Source organism: Caballeronia sp. BCC1704, assembly GCF_902833455.1.
In the GTDB taxonomy this organism is placed as follows: Bacteria; Pseudomonadota; Gammaproteobacteria; order Burkholderiales; family Burkholderiaceae; genus Caballeronia.
Genome location: NZ_CADFFT010000002.1, coordinates 405,279 through 430,929 on the forward strand (window position 1 = coordinate 405,279; position 25,651 = coordinate 430,929).

The 25,651-nt window shown below is 58.3% G+C and carries 18 protein-coding genes and 2 pseudogenes; 8 read left to right on the forward strand and 12 right to left on the reverse strand.

Features of this window, described 5'->3' with window-relative positions; all coding sequences use genetic code 11:
* Nucleotides 1–4: 4 nt before the first annotated feature.
* Nucleotides 5–2,719, reverse strand: coding sequence for a DDE-type integrase/transposase/recombinase (locus HWX53_RS11580; protein WP_175940983.1), 2,715 nt, complete (start codon nt 2,717–2,719; stop codon nt 5–7).
* Nucleotides 2,720–3,204: 485 nt separating this feature from the next.
* Between HWX53_RS11580 and HWX53_RS11585 the strand changes: the two genes are divergently transcribed.
* Nucleotides 3,205–5,841 carry an AAA family ATPase gene (locus HWX53_RS11585; protein ID WP_175940984.1) on the forward strand — a complete coding sequence of 879 codons (2,637 nt, stop codon included), beginning with the start codon at nt 3,205–3,207 and terminating at the stop codon, nt 5,839–5,841.
* Nucleotides 5,842–6,307: 466 nt separating this feature from the next.
* Here the strand turns inward: HWX53_RS11585 and HWX53_RS27610 are convergent.
* From HWX53_RS27610 to HWX53_RS11605, 4 genes and pseudogenes are all read right to left on the reverse strand, one after another.
* Nucleotides 6,308–6,559 (reverse strand): annotated as a pseudogene (locus HWX53_RS27610) (energy transducer TonB); the annotation flags it as partial.
* 759 nt (nt 6,560–7,318) lie between these two features.
* Nucleotides 7,319–7,507 (reverse strand): annotated as a pseudogene (locus HWX53_RS27615) (J domain-containing protein); the annotation flags it as partial.
* Between the two features lie 391 nt (nt 7,508–7,898).
* The gene (locus tag HWX53_RS11600) at nt 7,899–8,252 is read right to left on the reverse strand and encodes a hypothetical protein (protein ID WP_175940985.1); all 354 of its coding nucleotides are present in this window, start codon (nt 8,250–8,252) and stop codon (nt 7,899–7,901) included.
* Between the two features lie 297 nt (nt 8,253–8,549).
* A complete protein-coding gene (locus HWX53_RS11605; RefSeq protein ID WP_175940986.1) occupies nt 8,550–8,744 on the reverse strand; it encodes a hypothetical protein in 195 nt (64 codons plus the stop codon).
* Between the two features lie 1,230 nt (nt 8,745–9,974).
* On the opposite strand from HWX53_RS11605, the gene HWX53_RS11610 reads away from it, so the two are divergent.
* Complete coding sequence (locus HWX53_RS11610) at nt 9,975–10,646, forward strand: hypothetical protein (RefSeq protein WP_241269965.1); 672 nt, start codon at nt 9,975–9,977, stop codon at nt 10,644–10,646.
* 807 nt (nt 10,647–11,453) lie between these two features.
* Here the strand turns inward: HWX53_RS11610 and HWX53_RS11615 are convergent.
* Genes HWX53_RS11615 through HWX53_RS11625 form a run of 3 tightly spaced genes read right to left on the reverse strand, consistent with a single transcriptional unit; the run spans nt 11,454 to nt 16,524 of the window.
* Nucleotides 11,454–12,770 (reverse strand): TniQ family protein, encoded by a 1,317-nt coding sequence (locus HWX53_RS11615; RefSeq protein ID WP_175940987.1) that lies wholly within the window; start codon nt 12,768–12,770, stop codon nt 11,454–11,456.
* A 37-nt stretch (nt 12,771–12,807) separates the two neighbouring features.
* Nucleotides 12,808–13,803, reverse strand: coding sequence for an AAA family ATPase (locus tag HWX53_RS11620; RefSeq protein ID WP_175940988.1), 996 nt, complete (start codon nt 13,801–13,803; stop codon nt 12,808–12,810).
* Between the two features lie 9 nt (nt 13,804–13,812).
* The gene (locus HWX53_RS11625; RefSeq protein WP_175940989.1) at nt 13,813–16,524 is read right to left on the reverse strand and encodes a Mu transposase C-terminal domain-containing protein; all 2,712 of its coding nucleotides are present in this window, start codon (nt 16,522–16,524) and stop codon (nt 13,813–13,815) included.
* A 146-nt stretch (nt 16,525–16,670) separates the two neighbouring features.
* Here HWX53_RS11625 and HWX53_RS11630 point away from each other — a divergent pair, with 146 nt between their 5' ends.
* Nucleotides 16,671–16,922 (forward strand): DUF6471 domain-containing protein, encoded by a 252-nt coding sequence (locus HWX53_RS11630; RefSeq protein ID WP_175940990.1) that lies wholly within the window; start codon nt 16,671–16,673, stop codon nt 16,920–16,922.
* Between the two features lie 602 nt (nt 16,923–17,524).
* Here the strand turns inward: HWX53_RS11630 and HWX53_RS11635 are convergent.
* Nucleotides 17,525–18,025, reverse strand: coding sequence for an HAD domain-containing protein (locus tag HWX53_RS11635; protein ID WP_175940991.1), 501 nt, complete (start codon nt 18,023–18,025; stop codon nt 17,525–17,527).
* Between the two features lie 153 nt (nt 18,026–18,178).
* Between HWX53_RS11635 and HWX53_RS11640 the strand changes: the two genes are divergently transcribed.
* The 5 genes from HWX53_RS11640 to HWX53_RS27620 all read left to right on the forward strand — a co-directional run bounded on the left by HWX53_RS11640 (nt 18,179) and on the right by HWX53_RS27620 (nt 21,408).
* A complete protein-coding gene (locus HWX53_RS11640; protein ID WP_206469204.1) occupies nt 18,179–18,724 on the forward strand; it encodes a DUF6471 domain-containing protein in 546 nt (181 codons plus the stop codon).
* 831 nt (nt 18,725–19,555) lie between these two features.
* Nucleotides 19,556–19,891, forward strand: a complete 336-nt coding sequence (locus tag HWX53_RS11645; protein WP_175940993.1) for a hypothetical protein — start codon at nt 19,556–19,558, stop codon at nt 19,889–19,891.
* Nucleotides 19,878–20,102: a BPSL0761 family protein gene (locus tag HWX53_RS28030; protein WP_305870083.1), complete on the forward strand. Its 225-nt coding sequence runs from the start codon at nt 19,878–19,880 to the stop codon at nt 20,100–20,102. The genes HWX53_RS11645 and HWX53_RS28030 overlap by 14 nt, the downstream gene beginning before the upstream one ends.
* A gap of 240 nt (nt 20,103–20,342) precedes the next feature.
* The gene (locus HWX53_RS11650) at nt 20,343–20,984 is read left to right on the forward strand and encodes a hypothetical protein (protein WP_175940994.1); all 642 of its coding nucleotides are present in this window, start codon (nt 20,343–20,345) and stop codon (nt 20,982–20,984) included.
* Between the two features lie 37 nt (nt 20,985–21,021).
* Nucleotides 21,022–21,408: a hypothetical protein gene (locus tag HWX53_RS27620; RefSeq protein WP_241269966.1), complete on the forward strand. Its 387-nt coding sequence runs from the start codon at nt 21,022–21,024 to the stop codon at nt 21,406–21,408.
* Between the two features lie 661 nt (nt 21,409–22,069).
* On the opposite strand, the gene HWX53_RS11660 is transcribed toward HWX53_RS27620, so the two are convergent.
* Genes HWX53_RS11660 through HWX53_RS11670 form a run of 3 tightly spaced genes read right to left on the reverse strand, consistent with a single transcriptional unit; the run spans nt 22,070 to nt 25,492 of the window.
* Complete coding sequence (locus tag HWX53_RS11660; RefSeq protein ID WP_175940995.1) at nt 22,070–23,119, reverse strand: DUF2278 family protein; 1,050 nt, start codon at nt 23,117–23,119, stop codon at nt 22,070–22,072.
* A 33-nt stretch (nt 23,120–23,152) separates the two neighbouring features.
* On the reverse strand, nt 23,153–23,692 hold the full coding sequence (locus tag HWX53_RS11665; protein WP_241269967.1) for a histidine phosphatase family protein: 540 nt from the start codon (nt 23,690–23,692) through the stop codon (nt 23,153–23,155).
* Nucleotides 23,693–23,740: 48 nt separating this feature from the next.
* Nucleotides 23,741–25,492 (reverse strand): phospholipase D-like domain-containing protein, encoded by a 1,752-nt coding sequence (locus tag HWX53_RS11670; protein WP_175940997.1) that lies wholly within the window; start codon nt 25,490–25,492, stop codon nt 23,741–23,743.
* Between the last annotated feature and the right edge of the window lie 159 nt (nt 25,493–25,651).

The following is a 25,651-nucleotide window of genomic DNA, read 5'->3' on the forward strand; positions in this document are numbered from 1 at the left end:
GGCGTTAAAAATCTTCAAAATCAAAGTCGTCAGCCTCGATGGTGTCTTGGGACGGCGACAACGGTTGGCTAGCGGGCTGTTCCCGTTGACTGGGCGTGGCAGTTCCTTTCGGCCCTTCGGCGGTCTTCGGCGCTCCCGGCTTAAGACCAACCTTCTGATGCGCAATGACAGGCTCAACGCTCGCTAAATCAAGGTCGGTGTACAGGAGCTTGTTTTCGGACTGACGCTCGAATTCAGTCGCGAGAGCTCCGTCTGGCGTGAACACCTGCATGAAGTCGCGAAGCCGCTGTTTGTCGCGCTCGCCGTCCGAGAGCGATCCGTGCCGGCTGTTGAACTCTTCCGTGATTGCGCGCTTCTCGACTTCGGTCAGCATTGCGAGGCCATGCAGGTTGTTGCAAATCGCCCGGACCCACGTCTCTTTGACCCGCACGTAGACGGACGAGGCGTCCCACGGGTCGTATCGAACGTGTACGCTCTCGCCATCGAGCTGTGCGGAATCAAACACCTCGTTCCAATAGAGTCGCTGGTCTACTTTGACGCCTCGTTGACGGTGGACCTGACGCGTGCCCGTGCGGTCAACTGGCGGACACGTTGCAATCAGGAAGTCGCGATTAAACTGAATGTGAGTCTGCGGACGTCTGCCGTTCTCTCGCATGCCACGTACGAAGGCCTCGCGCGGTGACTCTTGTAGCGCCGGGTGAATATTTTGGTCGTAGTACTCCCATGCCCAGTGCTGAATGCCTTGGTATAGGGCGCCGATGGTCCACTCCGCGAGTTTCTGAGGCAGGTGGGAGCCGGTCACCATACGGACGTTTTTCGTCGCTTTCGTATTGCCAGCCAGGTTGTGGATGTATTCGGTGTTCAAGCGACCAAACATGCGCTCCAGCACTGCACCATGTCTTGGCTGCCCGGCCGGTCGAAAGCGCAGGTGAGTGCCCATTGCGCGAAGGAACGATTCGAATGCAGCCGACAAGAAATCACTGCCATTGTCGACAACGATGAATTCCGGAAGGCGATTAAACCGCCGCACCATGTCCCGGACCGTCATCATCACGGAGGTGTAGGAAGGCGAATCGAAAGTAAGATAAATCGCCACGATGCGTCGCGACCAAGCATCTACGGCAAGCGATAGCCACGGGCGGCCAAGCGCCTTCCCGGTCCGGCTCGAGATGACCTCAATGTCGAGCAACGTGTGGTCGATGTGCACATACTGGAACGGCCGGCTACCATGCGCGGGCGAGTCGTGATGCAGGACATCGACGAATGTGCTCCCCTGATACGCAATTCGTTTCCCATATCGTGTGCGGACGTCTCTGTTGGTTTCGCGGGCTTTGATCCGCGCAATCAGCGTGGGATATGAAGGTGGCACCTCGCCCGCCTCAGAGAACGCGACCAGCAACATGCGGTGGCAAGTCTTGTAGTTGATGGCCTTGCTGTTGAGCCATTGCTCGTCGATGACGCCGTCCATCAGTTCCATCTGTCGCGGACTCAATCGCGAAGTGCGGTTTCCCCTTGCACCTGTATTCGGCACGAGCGCAAGAACCTCGTTGGCGCCATTGGCGAGAGCAATTTCTTGGCGCGCCTTCCAGCGGCGAAGCGTGCGTCCAGAAACGTTGGCGGGCTCGGATTCGGCCTCCAACTGCGCTTGCCGGCGAAGGGCGGCCTCAAAATCCTCCTTCGAAAATCGGCTCAGGTCTTGGCTGGCTTGCTGGTCTTGCTGCGGGGACTTCAGTTGGCCTTTTTCGTGCGCGCTCTCCAGCCAATCACGCGTCAACGTTATGGTCGAGCCATCCTGTCCGTTGCAGACGACTGAGTCGCCAGCGACCATAACGATGGTGAGCTCGTTGCCTTCGAACACGAACTTGGCGCCGTTGGCGATGTTGAACGCGAAACGGTCGACACCTGGCAAGCTGCCCGAACGCGTGTCGGCAAGCATGAAGTCGCGCAATGCTTCGTCGCGGTAGAGGCGAAAGCTGCGCTTGTCGCTCAGCGATTGACCGTCGAGGTCGGTCGTCACGCGGTTCGCCGCGATCGCTCGATTCAGCATGTCGGCATCGAATTCGTGCGGGGGTCCGAGCAGCTCCATGAAGGTGAGGGAGCCATGCATTTGCAGCACGTCGTGGAGTCTCTCGCGAACGTCGTCCGGGCATGGTTCGGCAAGGTGCAGGTAGTCGGCCAGGTAGAGGAGGTTGTCTACGCGCCGGCGCGGAATCGATGCATCGCTGACTACGCGATAGCGAATGCCGAGGTCGGCGAGGTGCTTCTCGACTTGCGGCGCATACCATTCGCCGTCGCTGCCCTTCGAGTAGCGCCACGGATATTTTTCAGCGAGTCGAGCGAGCTTAGCCTCGGAAACCCAGTCTTCAAGAGTGAAGCCGTCCTCACTGATGGTGAGGAAATGCGGGATGTGAAGGATATTGCGGATTTCGCCGGTCGAGTCGTCGACGAGCTTGAGCTTCAGCTCGCACGGTGCCGTGTAGTACTCAAGCACGTTGGCTGAGTGTTCCTTCGTCACTGCCGCAGGAAACTCGATATGGCGGGTTTCGGTGCGAATATCACGGCCCATTTTCTTGCTGGCCAGGATAGAGACCACGCTGCCCGGTAGCGGGTTGACGGGGCGCACGGGCGCTTGAGCGCGAGCATCGAGAATGAGTTGCCGGCCTTTGTCGGGCGTGCCTAGTTTGTCGAAGAGTTCAGTGAGTCGAAGCTTGTCTAGCATTTACGTCGTCGAGAGTGAAGTGGCTATATAGACGTGTAAGTTCGGCGGCGGTGCATGACGTGCGAATAGGTCGCATACGACTGAAATTAGTGCGTTCGGCCGTTTCATCGGAACTCGCTTGGGATGAGGGAAGGTGAGGACGCACGACGATCGCGCTTTCGCCGGGGAAAGGTCCGGAAGGAAGTTACGAGCGTCGAGCCGCGGAGCGGTCACTTTTGGCATGCGACGTTATGCGCGCTCGCGGCCAGCCTGCATCGATCCGGGCCACCACACAGGATTGGCAAAGCGCCATCTCGCGCTAGAATGTGTCGGCTCCAAGAGTGTCGAACGCCGCAAGTCCCGCATCGCCATACCTTGGAGGATCCGGAACTCCCAATGTGCGCACTGGACAGGCGGCGTCACGTGTTCAGTCAGAGGAGGTGAGGGACCTCTCGGAGTTGAGAGAAATCAAGCTCCGCAAATAAACAAAAAGACGGAATGCGCTGATGCAAATAATTAATAAGATTGCGGCGTGGGCTGCCGAACAGCCGGCGTGGATTGACGACGCGGTGCGTCGGTTGATGGCTGGCAAGTTGACCGATAAGGATCTGCATGAGCTAGCTGCCCTGGCAAAGGCGGAGCACGGGTTGGCCGACCCGAATCACCCGGTTCCCAAGCGACTCGACCCGGAGGTAATGCCTGTCGCTGGGAACGACGGCAGAGACGTGAGCCTGAAGGCATTGCGGTCGCCGCAGCACTTGAATGCGATCGACCCCGGCCAAGCGCTGACGTTCGAAGCGGCCGGTTTGACCGTCGTTTATGGTTACAACGGTTCAGGTAAGTCAGGCTATGCGCGGGCTTTAAAGATGGCCTGCCGGGCGCGCAATGTCGAAAACATACTTCCCGATGTGTACGCCGCATCGAAAGGTCCCGCATCTTCGGGCGCTGTCTTCGATTGGAATGAAGGGCAAACCGCCCAGTCACAAGCGTGGATCGTCGGGACGGTTCCACCGGCACCCCTCTCGCAAATCTCTGTCTTCGACGCACACTGCGCTCGCGTATTCGTGGATAGCCAAGCAAAGGTTCTCTTTGTTCCAGATGGGATGGAGGTCATCCATGGACTGTCCGACGCGCTGGGTGCCATCCAGCGGCTGATAGAAATTGACAGGAAGAGCAACGTCTTCGACCACTCTCAGCTTGCCTCGCTGGCCGGAACAACCGTCGTCGGTCGAGCTCACGCGCAGCTTGGCCGAAAAAGCGATGTGGAAGCACTGAAGAAGCTCGCTGTGCTGTCGGATGAAGAGGAGGCCGAGCGACAGGTGCTCTCCAAGCTTCTGAAAGAAGCTGATCCGGTGAAACTCGCGGCCGCCATCCGTCGCACCGCGACGCGGCTTGGAAGTCTTCGCAATGAGCTCGCAGCGCTTGAGGCGCCATTGTCGGACAAGGCTACTGGTCATTTGGCCGATGCCTTTGTCGTCATGGTTGCGATGGAAGCTGCGTCGAAACTGGCGGCAGAGGCGCTTGAGGCCGATGGAGCGACGGTTGCTGGGACTGGCACCGAGCCTTGGGAGATCTTGATGCGCAGCGCTATCAAGTACGCGACGGAAGTCGCTTATCCTGGGCATGCGTTTCCGGGGCCCGAGCACGACGCCCACTGCGTTCTCTGTCAGCAGCCGCTTACCGAAGAAGCAAACGGTAGGCTGAAGTCCTTTTTTCAATTTTTGCAGGCCGACGCGCAGAAGAAGGCCATCGAGGCACGAGAGGTCTCAAAGAGGCTTTACTTGGCCATCAAGGCGCTCAATTTTGGCGCTTTCCCGGCGGACCCGGCGCTCTTCGAAGAGCTTCAGGAAAATCATCCGGCACTGGAGACCGCCATCCGCGAGTATGTGGCAGCGCTGACGCGTCGTCAGGCGAGCGTCGCAGCCATGACGCCGAACCGCAAGTTGGATCCCCTCCAAGCGTTGCCTGCGTCACCTTTCGCAATGCTGGACGAATTGATCAGCAAACAACTTCGAGAAGCTGCTCGACTCGAGAAAGCGCTGACGCCGCAAGAACGCGAACTGAAGACCAAGCTGCTTGCCGACTTCGACGCCAGGGCCAAGCTTGCGGAAATGTTGCCGAAGGTTCTTGAGGCCATAGATTGGCACAAGCGCGACAATTCGTTCGGCGAGGCCATTAAGGGATGCAGTACGCGGACGGTCACTAGCAAGATCAGCGAGTTGTATGAAGCGCACGTCACCGAAGAGCTGCGGAAAGCTTTTGCTCAGGAGCTCGCGGACCTTGGTCTCAGCAGGCTGGACGTTGCCTTGGAGATGACCGGGCAGAAGGGCGCTCGCATGCAACAGCTGAAGCTCCGAACTTCGTCCCAGTACGCCCGTGCGAAGGCGTCAGACATCCTAAGCGAGGGCGAGCAGCGGGTCATCGCCATGGCGCTGTTCTTGGCGGAGGTCGGCATTGAGCCCGGCCGGTCGGGGTTGATTTTCGATGACCCGGTATCATCCCTTGACCATATGCGTCGCGAGAGAATCGCTAAGCGCCTGGTTCTTGAGGCGAAGCGGCGCCAAATCATCGTGTTCACGCACGACCTGGCCTTTCCGTGGGCGCTGAAGGATTTCGCTGAAGACAATGGAGTTAGCGTAGCAGATCGACACATCTACGCTGCGGGCCCCAGGAAGGGCATCTGCCAAGACGGCTTGCCCTTCGAGGGAAAGAAGTTGACCGCGCGGGTTAACGACCTTCTTGAGCAAGCAAAGCGCGCGAGGAAGGTGCTGGAGGAAGAGCACAACAACGAGCTTTACAACGACATCGTGCGTAATTGCTACAGGCGAATGCGGGACACATGGGAACTGCTCATCGAGGAGCACCTTTTTGCAGGCACCGTGAAGCGATTCAGACGCGCCGTTGAAACCTCCAAGCTGCGGTATGTATCTGTTGGCGACGCGGAAGCCAGCGCAGTGTTCAATGGGATGACTCGGTGCTCTAACTTCACCCATGAAGGAGGAGCCGAGGCACCGCCGGCGCTCCCTGACCCCGATGAGTTCCTTTCTGACATCGAGGCGCTCGCGGCTGCTTTGAAGATGATCGATGAGAATAAGAAGGAAACCGAGAAGCGCCGGCTCGAAGCAGGACTGGCAACGCAGTAGCCAGGCTTGGGGAGGCCGTTCCCAAAATCGGCCGTCGGCTCCAGCGGCCGCGAGGAGCGTCGACGGTGCAGGAGCTATTGAACGAAATCTGTCAAACGCGACGAGGCCCAGCTGACTACGCTCCCGCGCTTCTAACACAGGTAGTTTGCATTGGGCCGCCCGACGAACAATAACCGCGCCAGTTCTCAATCATCGTCGAGTCAAACGAAATCTGCTCTTCGTTGGTTTCCGGCCAATAGCTCGCTATGAAGCCGCATTGCTGGCTGAGAAACATGATCACAGGTCGGTATTCGCTAGGCCTGTGCGGTGTCTGCTGGAGCAAGATCGCATCCGAACATGAAGCTTTAATTGCGGCCAGATTCCTTCTAGCCGACTCGTATGCACTGTCTGCGTCGGGATGCTGCGCCTTTATCGCGTGGACCCAGGCGATAGCCTTTTCGCGACCGGACTGACGCGCTGGGCTGTCGCCGTTCGGGCTTAACGTTATCGTGAACGAAGCAGGAGCTTCTCCCGAAACGTCAAGCGGCATCGGGTCCGACCTCTCGACGGCACGAAGCGCAGCGTCATCCCATTGCGGATTCCCGCTCGAGCGCGAAACAATCGCGGACAAAAGGGTGCCCGTCTTCCCGAGACGGACCGCGATTACTGTCTCTAGTCCGCTGGTATCGCCGGCCCAAATGATGTTCGGCCGAACTCGGCGCTTCGCTCTTTCTGCATAAAAGCTCGAGGGAGCCGCCTGGGTCGAGTCTGGAATCGGTTGTGCCGTGCCGATAAATCCGCTCTGACCGGAAGTTGTCGCATTTGCATTGACGATTGGCGGCTCCGAAGCGGTTGCCGACTCTACAGGTTGGTTCATTATTGCAACAAGGCGATCGCGCTGTTCGGTGTACCAGGTCACAAGACACGACTTGTTAAAGCAATTGGCGTTTCTCCAGTTCCATGCCTTTCGAGCGGCGTCTGCAAAGCCCTTCTTGTCGGGTGTAGTTGCCTTTGCCTGGGCGAAAACCGTTGCAAGGTCCAGATCCAGAGACGCAAGTTCGGCGTCGCTGCAAATCAGTTTCTCGGACGTTGAATGGGCTTTCTTGCAGTCGAAGCTGGTGATGACCTTCGGCTCTTCGGGGACAGGTGTAGCAGGGAGCGCAACGGGCGCCTTAGAGGATAAATCGCTGCCCCCGCTGTTTGCATATCGCGCCGGCGCTGCGGTTTCGCTGTTGCTCGAACTGTGCGACGCGCCCACCACCATGCGGATGAAGACAGCAACCAAAATGCCGACGATCCAAAACCAACCGGTGCGCTTCTTGGCACCGGTAGTCGAAGCTGAGCTCGGAGGGACTTCCGCAGCCGTCGGATGGGGCGTCGATGAATGTGCTTGTTCGTGCTTCTCACTCTCGGGCGGCTCAGCGTCGTGTTGCTGCTCTTCGCCGGAAGCCCGACGGACGGGTTCGTCCGCATCGATGAGGCTTGCGTCATATCGCTGGCGCCTGTCAGCGTCGCCCAAGACCTCATACGCCTCATTCAGAATCTTCATGATCCGCGTGGCGTCCGGACTGCTGTTCTTGTCCGGATGGTACCGCTGGCTCAACGCTTTATAAGCTGCTCGGATGACCTCGGGCGGCGCGTTGCGGGATACCTTTAAATTGTCGTAGTGAGTGTGCGGTCGAGACATACGCGCGGATCATTTCGAATTTTGTCTCTGGATTACGGCACGGTTTGCTAGAAATTTAGCGCGGCATGGGGAGAAGCGTCGGCCGGAAGGTCATTCGAATGCGTGGCCTACCGCACTGCCGGCGAGAAATTGCGCCGACCGTAGAGGTCACCGACGAGCATACCTGCCGCTGACATCGGCGCCTTTTGCAACATCGGGGACACGCCTCCACCTGCTTATGCCGTTCCAGAACGTTGTCTCTGATTGCGAAGAATCGGTCATATACGACCGAAATTGATGGCAGAATGAAACTTTGACAAGACCTGCGACCGGACGGGAAGCGGACGCGGGACTGTGCCGCCCGGTCCATCCTTCCTCGGCTTGAAAGGACTTGGTTTGCCATCCATTTCGATCAACGGCGTGTCGGCGCCTGCAGCAGATCGAGCGCACTCATTGCGTCCGGGACAGATTCCACTTCGAGGAAGCGCCCGCCCGCGGCGGTGAGTGGGACTTCTGTGTTATCGCAGTAGATGACGTCGCCGCTAGCCAGGAGCGCCAGGAGGTCCTCGACTGAAACCGAGCGGACGCCCACCTTCATCTCGAACGCCTCTTCGTCTTCTCGAGCTTGCTTTTGTGCATCCGATTCCTTCGAGAACAAGTCAAACGATGTGGCTTCGTAACCACCTGAATTGACGCACCGAATTTCGATAGGTTGTCCATCCGAGTCCACGTCACCAAACAGCGCAATCTGGCTGGTTCGTTTCACGTGCTCATGTTCGACACCACGGCCAATGGTCCGAAACCCGTTTGACCCGCGCTTCGTTAGATGTGGTGAGAGCGCAATCTCTGTCGTTGCGAGGTCGTCCAAGCGGGCGAGCGGATATAGGGCCTGCCAACGAAGACGTCGCATCCGCCGTTCTGAAACTCAGTTCGCTCCAGTCTGCGGTGCTGCCCCATTCCCTTCGGCCGGCGTGCTTGATGTATCGCTCATTCAATGAGAAGAGACCGGCTGAGCCGCGCCCTCGACTCGGGAAACGGTATTGTTACAAATCAGTTTGGAATCTCACTTTTGAAAAGGAACGATCGAATAACGGGCTTTTTCAGCGCCCGTGATTTCGAAGAACATTTCAGCGCGAATGTCGCATTGTTTTAATGGCGGCCCGATGTTATACATGTCAACAGTCACGCGTCGGCCGAGCACAAGCCGCCCGACGTTAGCCGCCTCTTCCGACTGAAGAGCTTCGGCGGTGACCTCCAAGCGTGGACGGGTTGTGACCGGTGGCGCGCTGGAGAAATTCCGCACCACGGGGATGGGGCCTGAAAAAGCGGACACGCTGGCGAAGCTAGAGGCGTGGAACCCGAGACAGTCTGGCGGAGTCGGTCATTTGAGCACCGATGGAAGGGCACCTGCGCTAACGTCAGGGGCCTCCGGCATTGCCTTTCTACTCTAAAAACACATATGCTCACTGAGGAATTTCTCCAGTGAGCGGTGTTGTCATTTCTCAGTAGAGAAATTCTCACAGAAGGATCTGCTCGGTCTTAAAGGCGATGCTTGCGTAAGCATCACTGTGTCTTTTCGCGTTGCGCGATCTAGGGCCGCTGCGCGGCTGGCAGCCAGGGCGTGCGGGGGCGGGCGCGAGATTGTCTGTCGGCCGTTGGAGGCGCGATGTTTTAGCAGCGAAGGGCGTTTCATCGCGATCCACTCAGCGCTCTCTCGAGGTTCTCTCTGAAAGGATTCTGTTTTCGGTAGCGGGGTGTAGGCCGCTGCGCGGCGGGCAGCCAGGGAGGAGGGTGACAGGGCTCGACGATCGCGAGACGCGCCCAGGCTCCGTTCCTGGCCCGCGCCTGTCTCGTCGTTCTCTCGCGAAAGAGCTTTCGCAAGCTGATGGATTTCGAAGCTCGACCGTTCCTCTTGGCTGCCGGCACATGCGCGACTCCGCCTGACGGCCGGTTCGCCGTATTCGCTCACCGCGAAAGCAATCGATACTGCGGAAGGCTACGGTGTCAAGGTGTCGCGCGCAAGGATGTCGGGTCCCGAGTGGCAGACTGCGATAGCGATTTTCATCGCGAACACGGTGCACGCCTCGCGAGAACTGGAGCGCTGAAAGAAGCCGTATAGCTGGCGAGATCCTCATCGCATCTAGAAGTTGAAAAAAATCTGCCGGACCTGGCCGGCGCAGATAGCGCAGCCAAACTCTTGCTACCAATCCCGCGCCACGATATAATCATCATACGTTTTGACTGCGCTTGCTCTTCGAGGGAATTGAGCTAGCGCGGGATTCCGAGGGCGAGTGTTGTCCCGGTGCTGAAGCAGCCGCTGCAATGGCGCTGTTTCTTTGGATCTTCGTGCCGCGCGGCGTGGATAGTTGCGCCTGCACGGGCCTGAAGCAAGTTTGCTTCAGGATGTCCCTCCGTACGCGTTGCGGAGAAGCATCGGGGCTACGGCATCTGCGCCGTAGCAGAACTCATCGGAATCAAAGGAACACCTATGTTGGACGCTGTCTTTTCTCTCAATGCCGACCCGTTCATTGCTGTCGGCAACCTTACCAAGCTCGAGCAATTCCGCGGATTCGCCACGTCGAAACTCGCAGCGGGTCTGCCCGCAGATTTCCCTATGCTTTCCTGCCCAATCGCGGACGAGGATGCACCTTTCATTCCGGCTGGCGTTATTCGGTATCGCATGAATTTCGGAGCCGCTATCGGAGTAGGTTCGCCTCTGATGACCATGCGACTGCAAATCAACGGTGCCCAAATCTACTGGCTGGCCGACCCGACGGACCCGGAGGTCTGCGCCGCATTCGCGAGGTGGAAGCGCGCCGGCCGGGTGCCGATATCGCTCAATTTCGACAAAGGAAACGAGCGCGAGTGCACGTTCTGCGTGCCGGAAATATCGAAGCGCCTGTCTGGCATGGAAGACCTCCGGGAGTACGCTGGGCAGCCGTTGACTGAGTACGTCTGGAAAAGCATGGTGACGCTATCTGCCAGCGGGAAGCTGCAGCGGCAGGCTACCTCCGACCTTCCCAACGTTCCGCTAGAACGCGTGCTCGTCAACCTTCTGGTGGCGGAGCGCCTGGCGCCTTTCGTGAGAGGGCGGCTGCACGACGTGAAACCGAAAAACGGGATTTTATCCTTCGGACTAGGAAATATGGCTTCAGCGTAGCTGGCTCGAACTCACGATGCGCGGCTAAAGATCGCCGCGCCATTACTCTCTCCTTCGAACACTCTTCGGAATAAGGAATATGCAAGCTCACATCTCTATCAATACCGCACACTGGCCCGTCGGTATTGGCGGCATCGTAGACTTGCGGTCACTCCCTGTACGCCCGAAACAAACCCATCGGAATGCGCGCCGACACTCCGGTACTGACGTGTTCGGTCGCGCCCGCAGATGCTGGTTGGCTGTCGAAGAGCAGTGGCCGGGCCTGTTTCGGCTTTGGGTACATTCCGCGCGCAGATGGCCTGCTGATGACCATCCGCGCGCAGATTGGCGGGCTGCAAATCTACTGCGTCGCAGAGATGGCCGACCCCGGAAGTATGGGCCGCCATCGACAAGTGGAAGAAGGTGCGACGCGTTCCTGTTTTGCACGAGACGCATGAAGGTGAGCGAACCGACCACGCTTTCGGTGCGTTCGACTTTCCTGTGGGAACGTTGCACAACGAGGCGCATCGGCATCAGCCTGACCCGGAGCCGACGGCTCAAGGGCTCCAGAGCATAGTATCCTTCTTGGGAAGCGGAGCTTTACAACTGTGGGCAGGAGCGGACATCGCTGGTGTTCCCTTGCAGCAGGTACTGACAAACGTGATTATCGCGGAGCGGTTCACGCCGTTTGCAGAAGCGTCGCCGGTTCCCGGTGTAAGGACTCGCCGCAAATGAATGGGAGGTGCGCGTCTTCAGAGCCGCGCGCGTTCTTGGCTGTCAGTCGCTCTCCCCGAATATGGCAGTTCGCAGACTATGCGACAGAGATTTTCATGGCAATGTTGCGGACTTCGACTCCTCGATTTTCCGTGTCCCCTCCTGGATCATCGCGAACACTCCACGAACACCGCCAAGAACCTCGCGAGGAACGAGCTGCTGCAGCTCGCGTAGATTCGGTGCTCTCCCTGTCGCGAGAATGTCCTCGACTGCCGCTTCGATCGCTTTCCCAGCTTCAAGTCGGTGTACCTCGCTACGGCCGCGCTGTTGTGCTGTCCACTTTGCCGCGATGACGCCCGCCTTCGCATTGTCGATACGGTAGAGTTGTCGCCGATGCACCTCCAGTTGCCGCGCCGCCTCTCTCACGCTGATAGGAATATCTGATTGACGCACTTTGTCCATCTGCTCCTTGATGCCGGCGCCGTCGCGCTGGCGCGGCGATGCGCGCTTCCTGTAGTCGGGGAACAGTTCTGCCAACGAAGGAGTTTCACGCAAGCACGGAACCTCGCCATCAACACATCCAGTCAGCAGCGCCAGGAGCGACACGCCCGTCTGCGATGCGATACGCAAGTGAGCCGCAAGTGTGGGGACGCCTTGCTTGAACCAGTAATGCACGGTTGACTTGTTCGAGCCGATACGCCGCGCGAACCTTGCGCTCATCCCGTCGTCGAGTTGGTCGACAAGCTTCCGAACTCGCTCCATCATGGCGCCGCGATCCGGTGCCGAGATTATCGAAGCCTGCGCGGCCAGAAGCTGCCCGACCTGCGCAGCTTTCCACGTCTCGGCAGCAGACGCTGATGCATGCGCCTCTTGAACTCTGCCGAGAGGTGCTCCGCAGTAGCAGCACCATCCAGGAACAACGCATGCAGCGTTGTTCCTCGCCCCGGTACGGCCGCAGTCTGAGCAGGCATCCGGGAGTCGGGTGCCATGCTTTGCGCAAACATCGATGTCGCCGACATCCCACGCGAGTCGGAAATAGGGCATTCCTCCTTGAACCAAGTCCTCTTCGAAGCACGCGGCGCACCATCGAGTCGTCGCCGGCGGCTTGCTGCTTTGTGCGATCACGTTGCGCCAAGGACGGAGCGTCAACAAGTCGAGACGCTCGACGCTCGTCATCGCCGACAACGCGCACGCATATCGTTCCGCGACATCCCCCATGCCGCTGAGGTTCACATCCTTCCAGAAGTTTTTTGGCGGAGCCGACCAACCGCACGACTTCGAAATTCTGTGCAACAAGTCTGTTGAAGATACGCAATGTGCCACTGCGAGGCGGCAGAAGTAGCTCGTGAGGCTCTCCACATCCGCGGTTCCGACGCCGATGGGCGGGAATGCATAAAGCGCCGAGCGTGGAGGGCAATTGTCGTCTTCCATCAGGTCGTCCGTGGCAAACTGGCCGTCTCAGATGCGGTCATGCAGCGATCAGGTTGGGGCCGATTCCCGATTCACCATCAAGAATCTCCTCGAGGATGCGATTGTGTTGAGCCTGGGACAAAAGTGCGCGCTGTAGAGAGGCGGTTGTCCACATATTCGTGATAGTCGCGAATCGGGCCGCACGGACGAGTACGCCGCTGAGGGTGCCTATGCACCCCAAGGTGTTCTCATGAAGCGCTTTCGAATATTTTGTGAGCTTTCCGCCCCACAGTTCGGGAAGCGTTTTCTCAAATCCGGAGACGCAACGCTCGAACGCCTGGACGTCCTCAGGCCGATCTTGCCGGTAGCGTTCGAAATGAACCACGTGAGTTCTGCGCGCGAGCTGCCCCGAGAGGGAAACCAAGTGATGCAGGTCATAGGAGCCGATGAGCACCATTTGCGTTCCACACAGGTTCGCCAGCGATTTCAACGTGTCGAGTTGAATCTCAAGTCTATTGCGGCCGCGAGTCTGCCGAATGATGTGTGCGGCTTCGTCGATAACTAGGAACCGCACCTGTCGCGCGCGAAGGCCGCGCTCGACTGCTGTACGCAGAGCCGCGAGCGTTGTTGCCCGGTTGGCGGCGCGAGGCTTGTTCATTCGGCCGGTTTCCGGGTCGACTCCATAAGCCAGCTTCGGAGACTCCGTATCGTCGTCAAGCTGCGAAAGGATCCGCTGATAGAAGAGACGCCAGGAGAAGTTGTTTTCCCCAGACGAGGGCGCCTCTGTGAAGAGCGCGGGAATGATCCCACGTTGTCTTTCGAGTTGACCGTGCGCTTGTTTAAGAGCATTGTTGACGATGTGCTTGGCGAGTGTCGTCTTGCCGGCGCCGCTGGGGCCGCACACCAGCAAGATACTGTCCTGGCTGCCCTCATAGATCAGTGTGTCGAGTTCAGTCATCACCTCGGTCACGCGCGTGTGTCTGATACGCTTCGCAGCCAACACTTCAATCTGTGAATCGACGTGCGACTTCTCGTTGCCATGTCCGGCGTTCATTTGAGCCTCCTATAAGTCGGCGAAGTGATCAAGGTCCGCAAGCACAGCACCACCGACGTCCAGCTCCCGAGCCAGCGGTGCGCCATCAGAGGAGCAATATTCAGATGCCAGTCTGCGCGCAGCGGGCGGCTCGCCTACCAGCACGCTGCGATGAGGGGCTGCGATGGGTTCGATGTTCGCCATATGCAGTCCGGTGTACAGGTCCTTGTTCTCCGACTGCCGCTCGAGCTCCAATGCGAGTGCTCCTTCTGGCTTGAACACCCGAAGGAACTCCCGCAGGCGCTGGGCATGTTGCTCGTCGTCAGCAGGCGCTGTGAGATGGCTGTTGTATTCGGCAGTCAGAGCACGTTTGTCCACTTCAGTCAGTTGACCAAGCCCGTAGAGGCTTCTACTGATGGCTCGAACCCATCCGTCTTTTAGCAGGACGTAGACAGATGACTTGTCCCACGGATCGTTGCGCGTTGCCAGCGACTCGCCAGCGACCTTTGGCAACTTGAAGGATGGATTCCAATAGAATCGATTGTCGACTTTCACGCCGCGCTGAGAGTTCACTGTACGGACGCCGGAGCGGTCGACGGGCGGACAGGTCGCGATCAGGAAATCCCGATTAAACACGATGTGCCGTTGAGGGCGGTGTCCGTTCTCTCGTAGGCCACGGCGAAACGCATCTCGCGGTGATTCGCCCAACGCGGGATGTGTCTGCTGGTCGTAATAATCGAAGGCCCAGTGCTGCAGCCCAAGATATAGACAGCGCAAAGTCCACTCGGCGAGCTTCTTTGGCAGATGTGAGCCTGTCACCATCCGTATGTTCTTTGTCGCCTTCGTGTTGCCCGCGAGGTTGTGAATGTATTCGGTGTTGAGCCGACCGAACATGCGCTCGAGTACCGCACCATGTCGCGGTTCTCCTTTTGGACGGAAGCGCAAATGCGTGCGCATCACACGAAGGAACGTTTGGAATGCCAGTGTCATGAAGTCGCGACCGTTGTCGACAATGAAAAATTCCGGAAGGCGATTGCACCGGCGCACCAAGTCCCGAATGACCATCATGACCGAGCGATATGAAGGCGGATCGAAAGTGAGATAGAAGGCGAGCACTCGCCTTGACCAAGCGTCAACTGCCAGCGTTAACCAAGGACGCCCCAACGGCTTGCCGGTACGACTCGAGATGAGCTCGATGTCGACCTCGGTATGATCTATATGGACGTATTGGAAGGGGCGACTGCCGTGGACAGGAGTGTCGTAGTAGAGGACATCGACGAAAAGAGCTTCCTGGTACGCAATGCGTTTTCCATGGCGAGTTCGTACGTCGCGATTCGTCTTGCGCGCTTTGATCCGTGCAATCAAGGTCGGGTATGAAGGAGCCTTCTCGCCCGTGCCATCGAAGGCGATGACCATGTGGTGGTAGCACACCGTGTAGTTGATGGCGTCGCTGGTGCGCCACTCGGTGTCGATGACCTCGTCCATGCGGGTGAACTGCGTTTCGGTGAGCCTCGGCGTCCGATTACCTTTCGCCGCGTTGTTGGGTACCAGCGCAAGCGCAGCATTATCACCGTTAGCCAGAGCAACGAGTCGTCGAGCCAACCAACGTCTAAGTGTCCGCGACGATACGTGTCCGTCGGTATTCATCGAGTCGAGGATCGTCTGTCTGCGAAGGGCGGTTTCCAGTTCCGCCTGCGAGTATCGACTAACGTCCGTACCTGATGTTGTTCCCTCGGTAGGGACTGCTGTGATTTGATTCTTTTCGTGCGCAAGTTCAATCCAATCACGCGTGAGCTCGACGTTCGTGCCATCCTGCCGACTGCACACGATCGATTCCTCTCCGACGAGGGCCATCGTCAGCTCCTGGCCATCAAACAGGAACCGGGAACCCGCGGCGATTTCGAGCGAGAAGGACTCCGCTCTGGGCAGCCACCGGAGGCCGCTATTCGCGATGAGCAGGTCGCGTAGCGCTGCGTCACGGTAGAGAAAGAACGCTCGCTTGTCTGCGAGTGGCTTCAGGTCGAGAGCTGTCGCGACGAGGTTCTCAGCGATGGCCTGATTGAGGAAGTCGGCGGAGAAACCGTATGGAGCCTCGAGCAACTCGAAGAAGGATAGGGCGCCTTGTTCAGCTAAGGCGGCGTTGAGCCGATCGACGCTCTCCGGAGAAAGCGGTTTCGCTCCCGGCAGGAAATAGTCGGCTAAGTCAAGGAGATTCTCGATGCGTCGACGTGGAATGCACTCTTCGCTAAAGACTCGGTACCGCACACCCAACTCGGCAAGCTGCTTCTCAATCTGCGGGGAGCACCATTGGCCGTCGCTCGCACGAACGTAACGGTAAGGGTATTTCTCCGCAAGACGCAGCAGCTTCGCTTCGGATTTCCACTCCTCGAGCGTGAAGCCGTCGCTGCGAATGGTGAGATAATCCGGGACGTGCTGGATCTTTTTGATTGCGCCGGTGGATTCGTCTACGAGATTGAGCTTGAGCTCGCATGGCTGCGCATAGTATTCCAGGACGTCTTTTGCGTGTTCCTTGGTCACGGCAACCGCAAACTCGATATGTCGGCTTTCGGTCCGGATGTCGCGCGCCATCTTCTCACTCGCGAGAACGGTGATGACGTTCCCACCTCGAGAGCTCACGTCGCGAACCGGTGCGTGCAACCGCGCGTGCGCGACGAGCTTCTGGCCGGCAGGCGGCGTGCCGAGGCGTTCAAAAAGCTCAGCAAGTTGAGATTTGCTCAGCATGGCGTGTGGCGGGAACGCAATCAGGATGAGATCGTGTAGGGAGGCGCGTTGTCGATGTGACCCGAGCGGCGCGCATACGATGAAATGCTATATAGCGCAAGTGCAGACAGCGAGCGTGAAGGATCAAACGAACCAAGAAGCAAGCAATGAGCAAACGACCGAATGCGGTTCCGGAAACGGATAATGTCTACGAGGAGTGGGAGGAGGAGGCGAGGGAGCTCATCGTGTCGAAGATGAACGAACTCAAACTCAGCTTTAAGGAGTTGGCGCTTCGGCTTGAGCGCCTCGGAGTCGTTGAGTCTGCGGGTCAGCTTAACCGCAAGATCAATCGCAAACGGTTCTCCGCGGCCTTCATGCTCGCATGCCTCGACGCGATGGAGGAGGAAACCTCCAGCTAGCAAAATGGATCGCTCCGTTGCACCGGTCGCTGCCGGTGCAGTGTTGGCGTTGATCTTCTCTCTCTCGGTCGACATCGCCGCCTCCGCCATCACGGCTACTCCGGTTCCGTGCGAGAAAATGGTTCGCGTTGCCACTGCATCAACAGGCGACGGAGGTGGAGCGTATGGGTCGGAACTCGCGTAGCCAGGGTGGCACGGAACAATGCGGCGGCTTGCGGGTAGCGCTGCTGCGCCGGCTTTTGTGCGTCACGTCTCGTCGCTTTGAGGTACCCCTTGAAGGTGGGACGTCGAAGGTTCGAAACGACATCTTCCAGCATATCCACGTCGAGGTCGCGTCGGCTAACACGCGATCTGAGCATCCAGAATTCCAAGGCGGGCCAGACCGTCCCGGCCCATTCTTCGCGAAGTTCTCTCTTTGAGGTTTTCATTTTCCAGGTTCCAACTGAGGTTTGCTTGGGGGCCGGTGAGTTCATCTGCGCAGCGCGTTTTACGGAGCGGATTGACGCGAGGGTTACACGCTTTAACCCGTCGCGTCGAAGGCCGGAAGTGGCACCTTTGCGTTCGAGCGTGGTCGAACGCACGATGAAAGGTAGCACTGCGACCTAATCTAAGCTCTGCGAGTCAACGAACCGACGCAAAGTGGCGACAAACTCGGCTGGACACTTGATGTCCGACTCGCTCACACAGATAGATCGATGTAGTAGCTCGGTAGGAATTGCACTTCGCGAGGCATCGACGATGATGATCTGAGTGGGCTTGCGTCTCGCCACGTCCTCACGTAGCAATTCGGCTCTTGCGCGGTACTCGACTGGACGACTGTGCAGCCGATTGCCGCTGATTGTTGCGCCAATCGCTTTTTGTGCTATACCAGCCGGTAGGAGGCGAAGGAGTCGTCGGAAACCGTAGTCGACCACCAGCCAACTGTTGAGGACGATCGCGAGCTTCGTCTCGTGCGCGACGATGGTGGACACTGGTTCGAGTAGTGATAAGGGCTCCGGGCGAGGTAGTGTGCGCGCAGTGCACTCGCCGGTATGGCTGCGTGCGTGGGTGCGAAGCAGAACTCCTTCGACACCGAGGTAGAGGATCGAGATCGGGTAGTCCATGGCGGCCATGCTCGTATGCCGCGAGTTGTCTGCAGGCGCTGGGGACCTCCTTTGTTGGATTGCGGCGGGGAGGGAGTCCTCTCGAGCAGTTTTTCTTTGTGTTGAGAGGCGGCATGGGTATTCATTGGTGAATTCAAGCACATGGCGGCGAAAATGCAAGGGGAAGAAGGGCAGACCGTCGACTCAGCCTGGGCTCATCTCGCGTCCAGAGCGGTTCGGGCCGCGTTGGTGCATAGGGGTGTGAATTATGAAGACCTCGCACGCCGGCTTGTCGAGGGCGGGGTTCAGGAGTCGGCACGTTCGATCGAAGGTAAGGTGCATCGAGGTACTTTTCGCTTCACCTTCTTTCTCCAGGTGCTCCGCGCGGCGGGGTCTGCGCTTCCGGGCACATGGTTGTGTCCGAAACAGAATAATGAGTCTTGGGAGGCACGTGCGACACGGGTCTTCAGGGCAGACCTCTCAGCTCAGCCTTGGCTGGACACGGACATGTTGAGTAGTCGGCTTGAGGAGGTCGGCGTACATGTTGACGCGGAATCGCTCGAGAGCCAGATAGAGGACGGGACGTTCAGCGCGGCGTTGTATTTCCAAAGCGCGACGGTCTGCCGCTTTGACGCCCTGTGGCTCTATTTGGACATCGCCGCCGTCAACGAAGTCGCGGCAAACAGAACGTTGCGCGAACAACGATCTGCGGATGACTAAGATTTCCTTGGATTTCTCGCACAATGGCCTAGAGGCGCGCGTGAGAATACCCACGCGGGACAAGATCGGCCTGAGGGCTGACTTCCAGTCTTGCCGCCGTCAACTGTCCGATTTGCGACGCCGGCCACCCCGGCACGAGTTCCGCCGGCGCGTACACCACCAGCCGGTTCGGGCAACGCGCCGCCTCGCACTCTAGCCAGCCGCGCATCACTGCGACCTCCTTTGCCGCCGCATTCCATACAATCCGGGCTGCTCATCGCCGGCAGTCAACATGGTCCACACTGGGCTCGCGATTGATCTCATCGAGGCCACCCGAGACTCGAAGTATGGATCCGACGATCTTGGCTGGGCGGACCTACCGCGAGGCTTGTTGGATCAGGCGACGCGCCGACGTACCAGCCTGCGGAGGACTGCATCGCGAGACCTGTACCACCGAAGAACTTCTGTGACGGTGCGCGGAAGGTCCTCTCGGCGTGTTTGCTCTTTCGCTGAGAGGGCTACATGGGTTTTCACTTAAATAGAGCAGTTCATTACCGTCTGCCACTCGGGAGACTTTGGCTCTAGTTCGACATCGCAGTTGTCAACGAACTTGCTCTGAACATGAGGTTGTGTCAGCAACCATCATCGGCAGACGGCGCGCTCTCCTTGCTTTTCTCGCCTACGAAGATCTATACTTTGAGGCACACACCGCATAAAGTTTCCCATGCGGTCGGCCGAGCCAACAAGTCAAATTCGAACCGTCTCGCCGCGACATTCGCCGCCCGGTATCTCGGGCAGTCGGCACTAAAGCTGAGCACGTGCTCGGTGCCGGCCCTCCTGTCGAGGGCAATCATGCCAATCTGGACTGTTCGCCCTATATCGAGCGAGCCGTGTATTCGCCTGCTCGAATGGCGAATCTTCCAAATTTTTCCGCAACATACTCGTCACTTTGTTGGTTTGAACGCGAGCGGTCGAACGGGGCGTGTCAGTTCGGCCATCGAGACTTTTGATTCTGAAGCGTCGCAAGGATCAACCCGGTCCGGGCGAGTCTACACGCTGGTCGGCGAGAGTGGGTATGCCGATGACGCGCAGTATGTCTGGGAGCGCTGGTGTAGGGCAAACGGCGTCGAGGAATGCATCGACGTGACGGACAAGATGGAATCGTGGGGCGAACATGAGCACCGCTGAGCAGAGGACGCGTGCCGTTGTGGGCGCGCGCGACCTGCTGGTAACTCTCGCGGATGGGCGCGGCCCGTATTGCGCGGACCTGGTGCGAACGTTAGCCATGACGCTGCTCAGACACTACCCGAGCGAAGCCGACATCGATGTATCCGCGATCGCGCTACCGAGTCTGTGGGCGGAACCGGCGAAGATTGCTAGCCGCAGGGAGCATCGATGAGTGAGGGCAGCCAGGGGTGGCGCTGTGGGCTGCGAAGACGCGAGGGTTGGTTTGCGGACCATCTGCCGAGCGATCGCCGAAGTAGGTTTGCTCATTGCTCAGGGCATAGCGTCCGATCGCTGGTCCTTGGCTGCGGTTCTGGCTGGGTGTCGTACCTCGATTCGTGTGTGGAGGCGTCAACCACACGGCTGCTCGAAGCTTTGGGAGGGGCATTACCGGTGCGAACGGTAAGGAGTGACGATGCAACGGTCTGCACGCGCGCGAAAGAGAAACCGAGCGCTCGACGACGCTCGGCTGCAGCTCGCATTTCGCCGCGCCGCCGTGGCGATGATTCTATTTGACCCGATAGCAGCCGAAGCGCTTTTGGACCTTCCGGATGCTGAACTCGGGCGACGCTTCAAAATCTCTCTCGCGCGAACCATCGGTCGGGCTACGGCGCTGAACTTGGACCTTCGTGCGATCCGCGAGGAAGGCGAGCAACTACGCGGTCGCGCCAAGCGTAGATCGCAACGCCGGATGTCGCGGGAGGCGGCCCTTGTAGCTGAGGGCAAGTTGTTGCGCGCGGAAATCGTCTGTCAGGCTTTGAGTATCTCAGAGAAGAGGCTGAGGAAAGACGTCGCCCGACGTCGTATCTTCGACGTCGATGTTGAGGGCACGCAGTACTATCCCGCGTTCTTTCTGGCAAACGAACTGAACCGCAAGCATCTCGCGAAGATCGTGCGGCGACTGGGTGGCTTGGACGGATGGAGCAAGTGGGGCTTCTTCACGGAGCCGAACGGGTCGCTTGCCGATTTCACGCCGCTCCAGGCACTGACGCGTGGTGAAGTGACGCAGGTGTTGAGGATCGCCGCAGCCCTCGTAGGACGGTCCCAGAAGCTTTAGAAGGGTAACGTACTGGGTACGCGGAAAGCGTGAAACCATGAGAGAGCTTTGGGCGTTCGCTTTGAGGTATCCAGCGCTGCTGATCGTCCCCGCGATTGGATTCGTTCTCAGCTTGGTGGTATTGCGCATCAAAACGAGGTACGTGAACGAAGGTGTCTTGTTTGGGCGCTCCCGCGGATCGCCGCCGGAAGGTCAAGGCTCGGATACCGTCGAAGAGGAGGATACGCGTGCTGAAAATCATATCGACCTGACGGTCGCGCTTCGAAAAATCCACGAATTGGCGTTGGCGGACGGGGACTTGAGATATGCCTACTGGCACGAGATTGGGCAGCTCTTGCAGAGGGCGAATCGCATGCAGGCGGAAATCGATTCGCTGAGCGAGGAGTTGGAACGGTGCCGCGCGATGCTTTCACGAGCGAAGTGAGTAAGCTGCCAGGCGTTGGCAGGTGCGCGGCGGAAAACTGAGGGTGACGTCGACAGCTCGGCGATCGGCTGTGGGCGGCGTCGGTGACGGATGTACGCTCGACTGCAATCCCTGGTTGCCCGTGTATGTAATAACCCAAATCGCGTCTGTCGATTTAGGGCAACACGTGGTGCACGTTTGGCATTCCGGGGACGTAAGTCCGCACCGGGGTTATCCACAGAATTTGTTGATAACGCTGGGGACAACGGGGCGAAGAACCGTCGCCAGGCCAAGTGCGGTCGGTAGGACCCACATGCACCTTGCGCTGTCAGCGTCCGCCGTCCCAAGCCTCTTGGTCCTCGATTGTCCTTGGCACCGCCGCGAGTGCGATGCTTATCACGAGCAGGCTGAAGATAATCGACCGAATCCCGCGTCATAGCCCGTCCATAAGATCGATTCCAGCGGACGAATGGACCTAGAATTTGTCGCCGTTGGCGTAAAAGCTGAACTATCGCTCCAAGCGGCGACCGCTTCACAGCTTCGTCTATGAGAACTTCCACCACGACCAACGCTGCCCGCAGCGACGTCGAGAGACGCTGCGGGCTAGCCTTCGCTGGTAACGAGAGCAGCAGGGCCGCGGCGCAAGGTCTCTCCGATATGCAAATGCCTCGAAGACGAGGCCTCAATCGGCAAAGCACGTGCTCCATCCTGCCGCAGGGCCGCCGGAATATGCGACTTCGTCCACCCTAAGACCGCGATCGTCGAGTAGGGAGAGAATACCGCCAGCGTCGGTAATGAGGTCATCTGTCAGAACGACTGCGAGTGGCTGGCCCGGTTCAATAGTTGTAGCGGGAAGGGGGAACGAGCTTGTCGGTGTCGTGACTGACCAGCCGGAAACATCCAACGGTTTGGAGGACATGTTTGCGACGACCAGCTTTCCTGTGCCATCCGCAAGCCGATTGAGCGAAGTGAGCTCAGCCTTAGGCGGGGGCGCCGGCATAGGATTGCCGAGACCGCCGCCAGCGAAATCGTAACGCGGCGCCTCGAACCCGGTGCTCGCATCTACCTGCTGCCCGTGCGAATCTGTCTGCCACGACTGAGTCTGGAAAGCAAGGAAGATTGCCGTGACACGATCGGTGTTCGTGCTCAAGAGGAAAATTGCGCCGTCGTGCCACGGTCCATTTTCATGGAGTCGCTCGTCGATGTCGGGCGGATCGCCTTGTGCCATGTGCGTGTTGTCGATACCAAATCGTGGCGTCTCACCGAAGACAGCATCGGTCTGGTGTGGCGAGGTGCGAAACTGGCTTCCGAATATGACAATATCGTCGTTTTGTTCGCGCGCGAGAGTAAGCAACCCCGAAAGACGGTGGACCAGATCGTCACCGCCCTGACTCTGACTCGGCAGCACCCGCATCTTGCGTGGATCGAACAAGTTTCCCTTGATATAGTCCAGCGCACCGGCGTCGTAGCTGGTGGTCTGGTCTTGAAGGCCTGGCTCCAGCTCGCGAATACGGTTGAGCACTGGATTTCGGTAATCTTCGTCGATGAAAAAGTCGAGATACGTTTCAGCAACGGGAGAACCGGGTGCGTCCTTGGACGACTGCACGTTGACCGTTGCGAAAAACGAGTCCGGGCCTGCGTCGACGAGCATCCACAGATGAGGGTTACCCGACGGTGTTGGCTTGAAGCGATCAATCTTTCCCTTCAGGTAACTATAAGCGATATGTCCCATTTCAAAGCTCCGTTGTGAGCCGCGACGTTTTGGTCAGCTGAAGTGCGTTGGCAGGTCTCCCGCCAGCAGAAGCTGCGGTACCTGAGTGAGACGCCAGGTCTCGCCGGTCCGATCGAAAACCCAGACCATGTCGAATCGATTGTCTGGCCAGTCCGGCACCGGCTCCTCCCTCGAGAGGAGCGATCGTGCGATTGACGGGATGCGCTTGTGCTCCCATGCGATAAGCACCGGACCATCCGTCGCTGTGACCTTCTGGACCAAGCTCTCAATATCGTCTTTTCCGACCGAGTCGTCGATGGAAATAGACGGGTCGAGATGCTGGGCAAGCGGTTCGATGGTCTCGTAGGGGCGCTTGCTATCGTCGTCTGACGCAGCATCGTAGAAGGCCGCGAAGAGATGTTCCGGGCGCGCGAGAGGCGCTTGTGGCTCGCCTCCGTCGCCCGGCGCGAAGAACTGGACGAGTGCGCCGGCGCGCTGCCAGCCCTGCGGCGTCAGTGATTTGTTGTCGTGCTGCCCGTTCGCGTCAACGCCGGCCGTCACATGGTTCGGCTTCTCCGCGTGGCGGATGATCATTATCTTCTCAGTCATTTTGCGTAGCCTCGATGGATTAGCGCGCCAAGGTTACCGGTTAAAAAGCAGTCGTTCTGTCTGCCGTATGTTGCCGTCTTCGTAGTAGGGCGCGTACCACTTGTCCTTGTCCTGTTTCAGGGAGAGTGGCTTCGGTGCCGCGCCGTCCGACTCCTCCCGTTTTAGCGCTGCTGCGAACGCATAGTGGTCGACAAGGCGCAGACCTTCGATCGCAAAAACCGTCGCAATGGCTCGGTCGTATATCGCGAACAGATTGTCACCATTGAGTTGTTCGCCGCCATCGGCGAGATTGGACGATCCACCGAATACCACGGGCTTAGTGCCGTTGAAATCCACAACAACGAACTTGTGATGAACTACGTGCGCTGCTGCACCGTGCACTTCGAGTTCGGTGTTGAACGGTGGGGGGAACTTTTCTGGGTTTTCCTTTGAATACACCAGTTCGCCCGCAAGTGTTCTGGGGCTGTACACCGTCGTCCCGTTGATTGTGTTGTCGCTTTCATCAACATCGTCAGAGATGCCATAAGAAAACACCTTGGGGTTTTCGTGGATCTTTCGTAAAGCTTCCAAAACGTTACCCTTCCCGCTCAATTCCATCACTGCAAAGATCACTGAGCTTTCGGCGTGGCTCACGGCATCGAGGAGAGTATTGAGTGAAAAGGTTGGCTCCTTGTGAGGAGCGAACGATAGCTTCAAAGCCGGCAAACCGACTTCTGCGACGTCGTACTCATGCTGCGAAATGTCGTCTTGCTCGAACGCCGGCCGGTGCAAATCTGCGTCGAAGGCAGCTTGGAACGCCGTACCGTATTTTTCTGCGACAGCTTCGTTGTCGAAGACGACGACATGATTAGCGTTGACGTAAAGGCCGGTGATCGAGAAGTTAGTCGATCCCGTTAGAACGCGCACGGCTTTTCGGCTCTCATCTCGTTTGATCAATACCTTGTTATGTTGGAACCGACCAAAATGTCCTCGTTTGAAGTTGCCTTCTTGTTCCGCAGCCGCGGCGCTCTTGATAGCAGCGTATGCCTGGCCAGCTGACGTATCGTCTCCGTGCTGTTTAGGATCGTTGTCTGAAAGGAGACGCAGCCGTCCCGCCTTTGCCATTAATTCAAGAGCCGTGATGAGGTCGGGCTCGTTCAAGTCATAGACCATTGCATCCAGCGTACAGGTCGTATCGGCGTGGCAGTCGTTCAGGAAATCGATGATCGCCTGGCGGCCGTGACCGCCAAGCCAGGTCCACTCTTCCTTGAACGGCGTCGTCAAAAAATTCCAGCCGCCTTCGTTTTTCTTCGGTTGGAAAGGTGCGTTGTGAAATTTATCGGCGTATGCCTGTGACGAAAGATATCCTCGGGTGAACGCGATTTCGATTTGGCCATCCTTGAAGGGGCCAACGTCAATTTCGAGGTCGACGCGCTGGTCGTCTATGAGATCGGTGGTTCCTTCGTCCTTGAAGCGCTTCACTACAACTTCGTAGCGGAACCTTCCGGAAGACCCGTCAGGTGGAAAATCGACCCACCAGAATTTCTGAAACGGTGCCTTGTCGGACGAAAAAAACTTTCCTTCCTTCGAAAGGTGCGGGTCTGGGTATGCCCCTTCGAAGTTCAGACGGTTTCCGAGCCAGGTCCAATTAACGGTTGATGCGGGCGTTCTTCGAATTGCGAACCCAGCTAGCTGATCGGTAAGATGGTCGGCAAGACTGAACGCCAGCAAGACACACCGGTCGCCCATATAAGCCTTAACCGTCAATCCTTGAGCGGACGCTGCTGCATTGAAAACTTGTGTCATCACGCCTCCTTCTTGGTTGGTCACAACTGCGGATGCGCTGCGGAGATGCCCGCTAACCGCTGTCAGCTTGCCTTGCTTTCTTGCGCGGGCATGCGACGACGATCGCGAGATAGCAGAAAGAATAGTGCGTGGAAGAATCGGCGAAGGTGACGTTTTAGT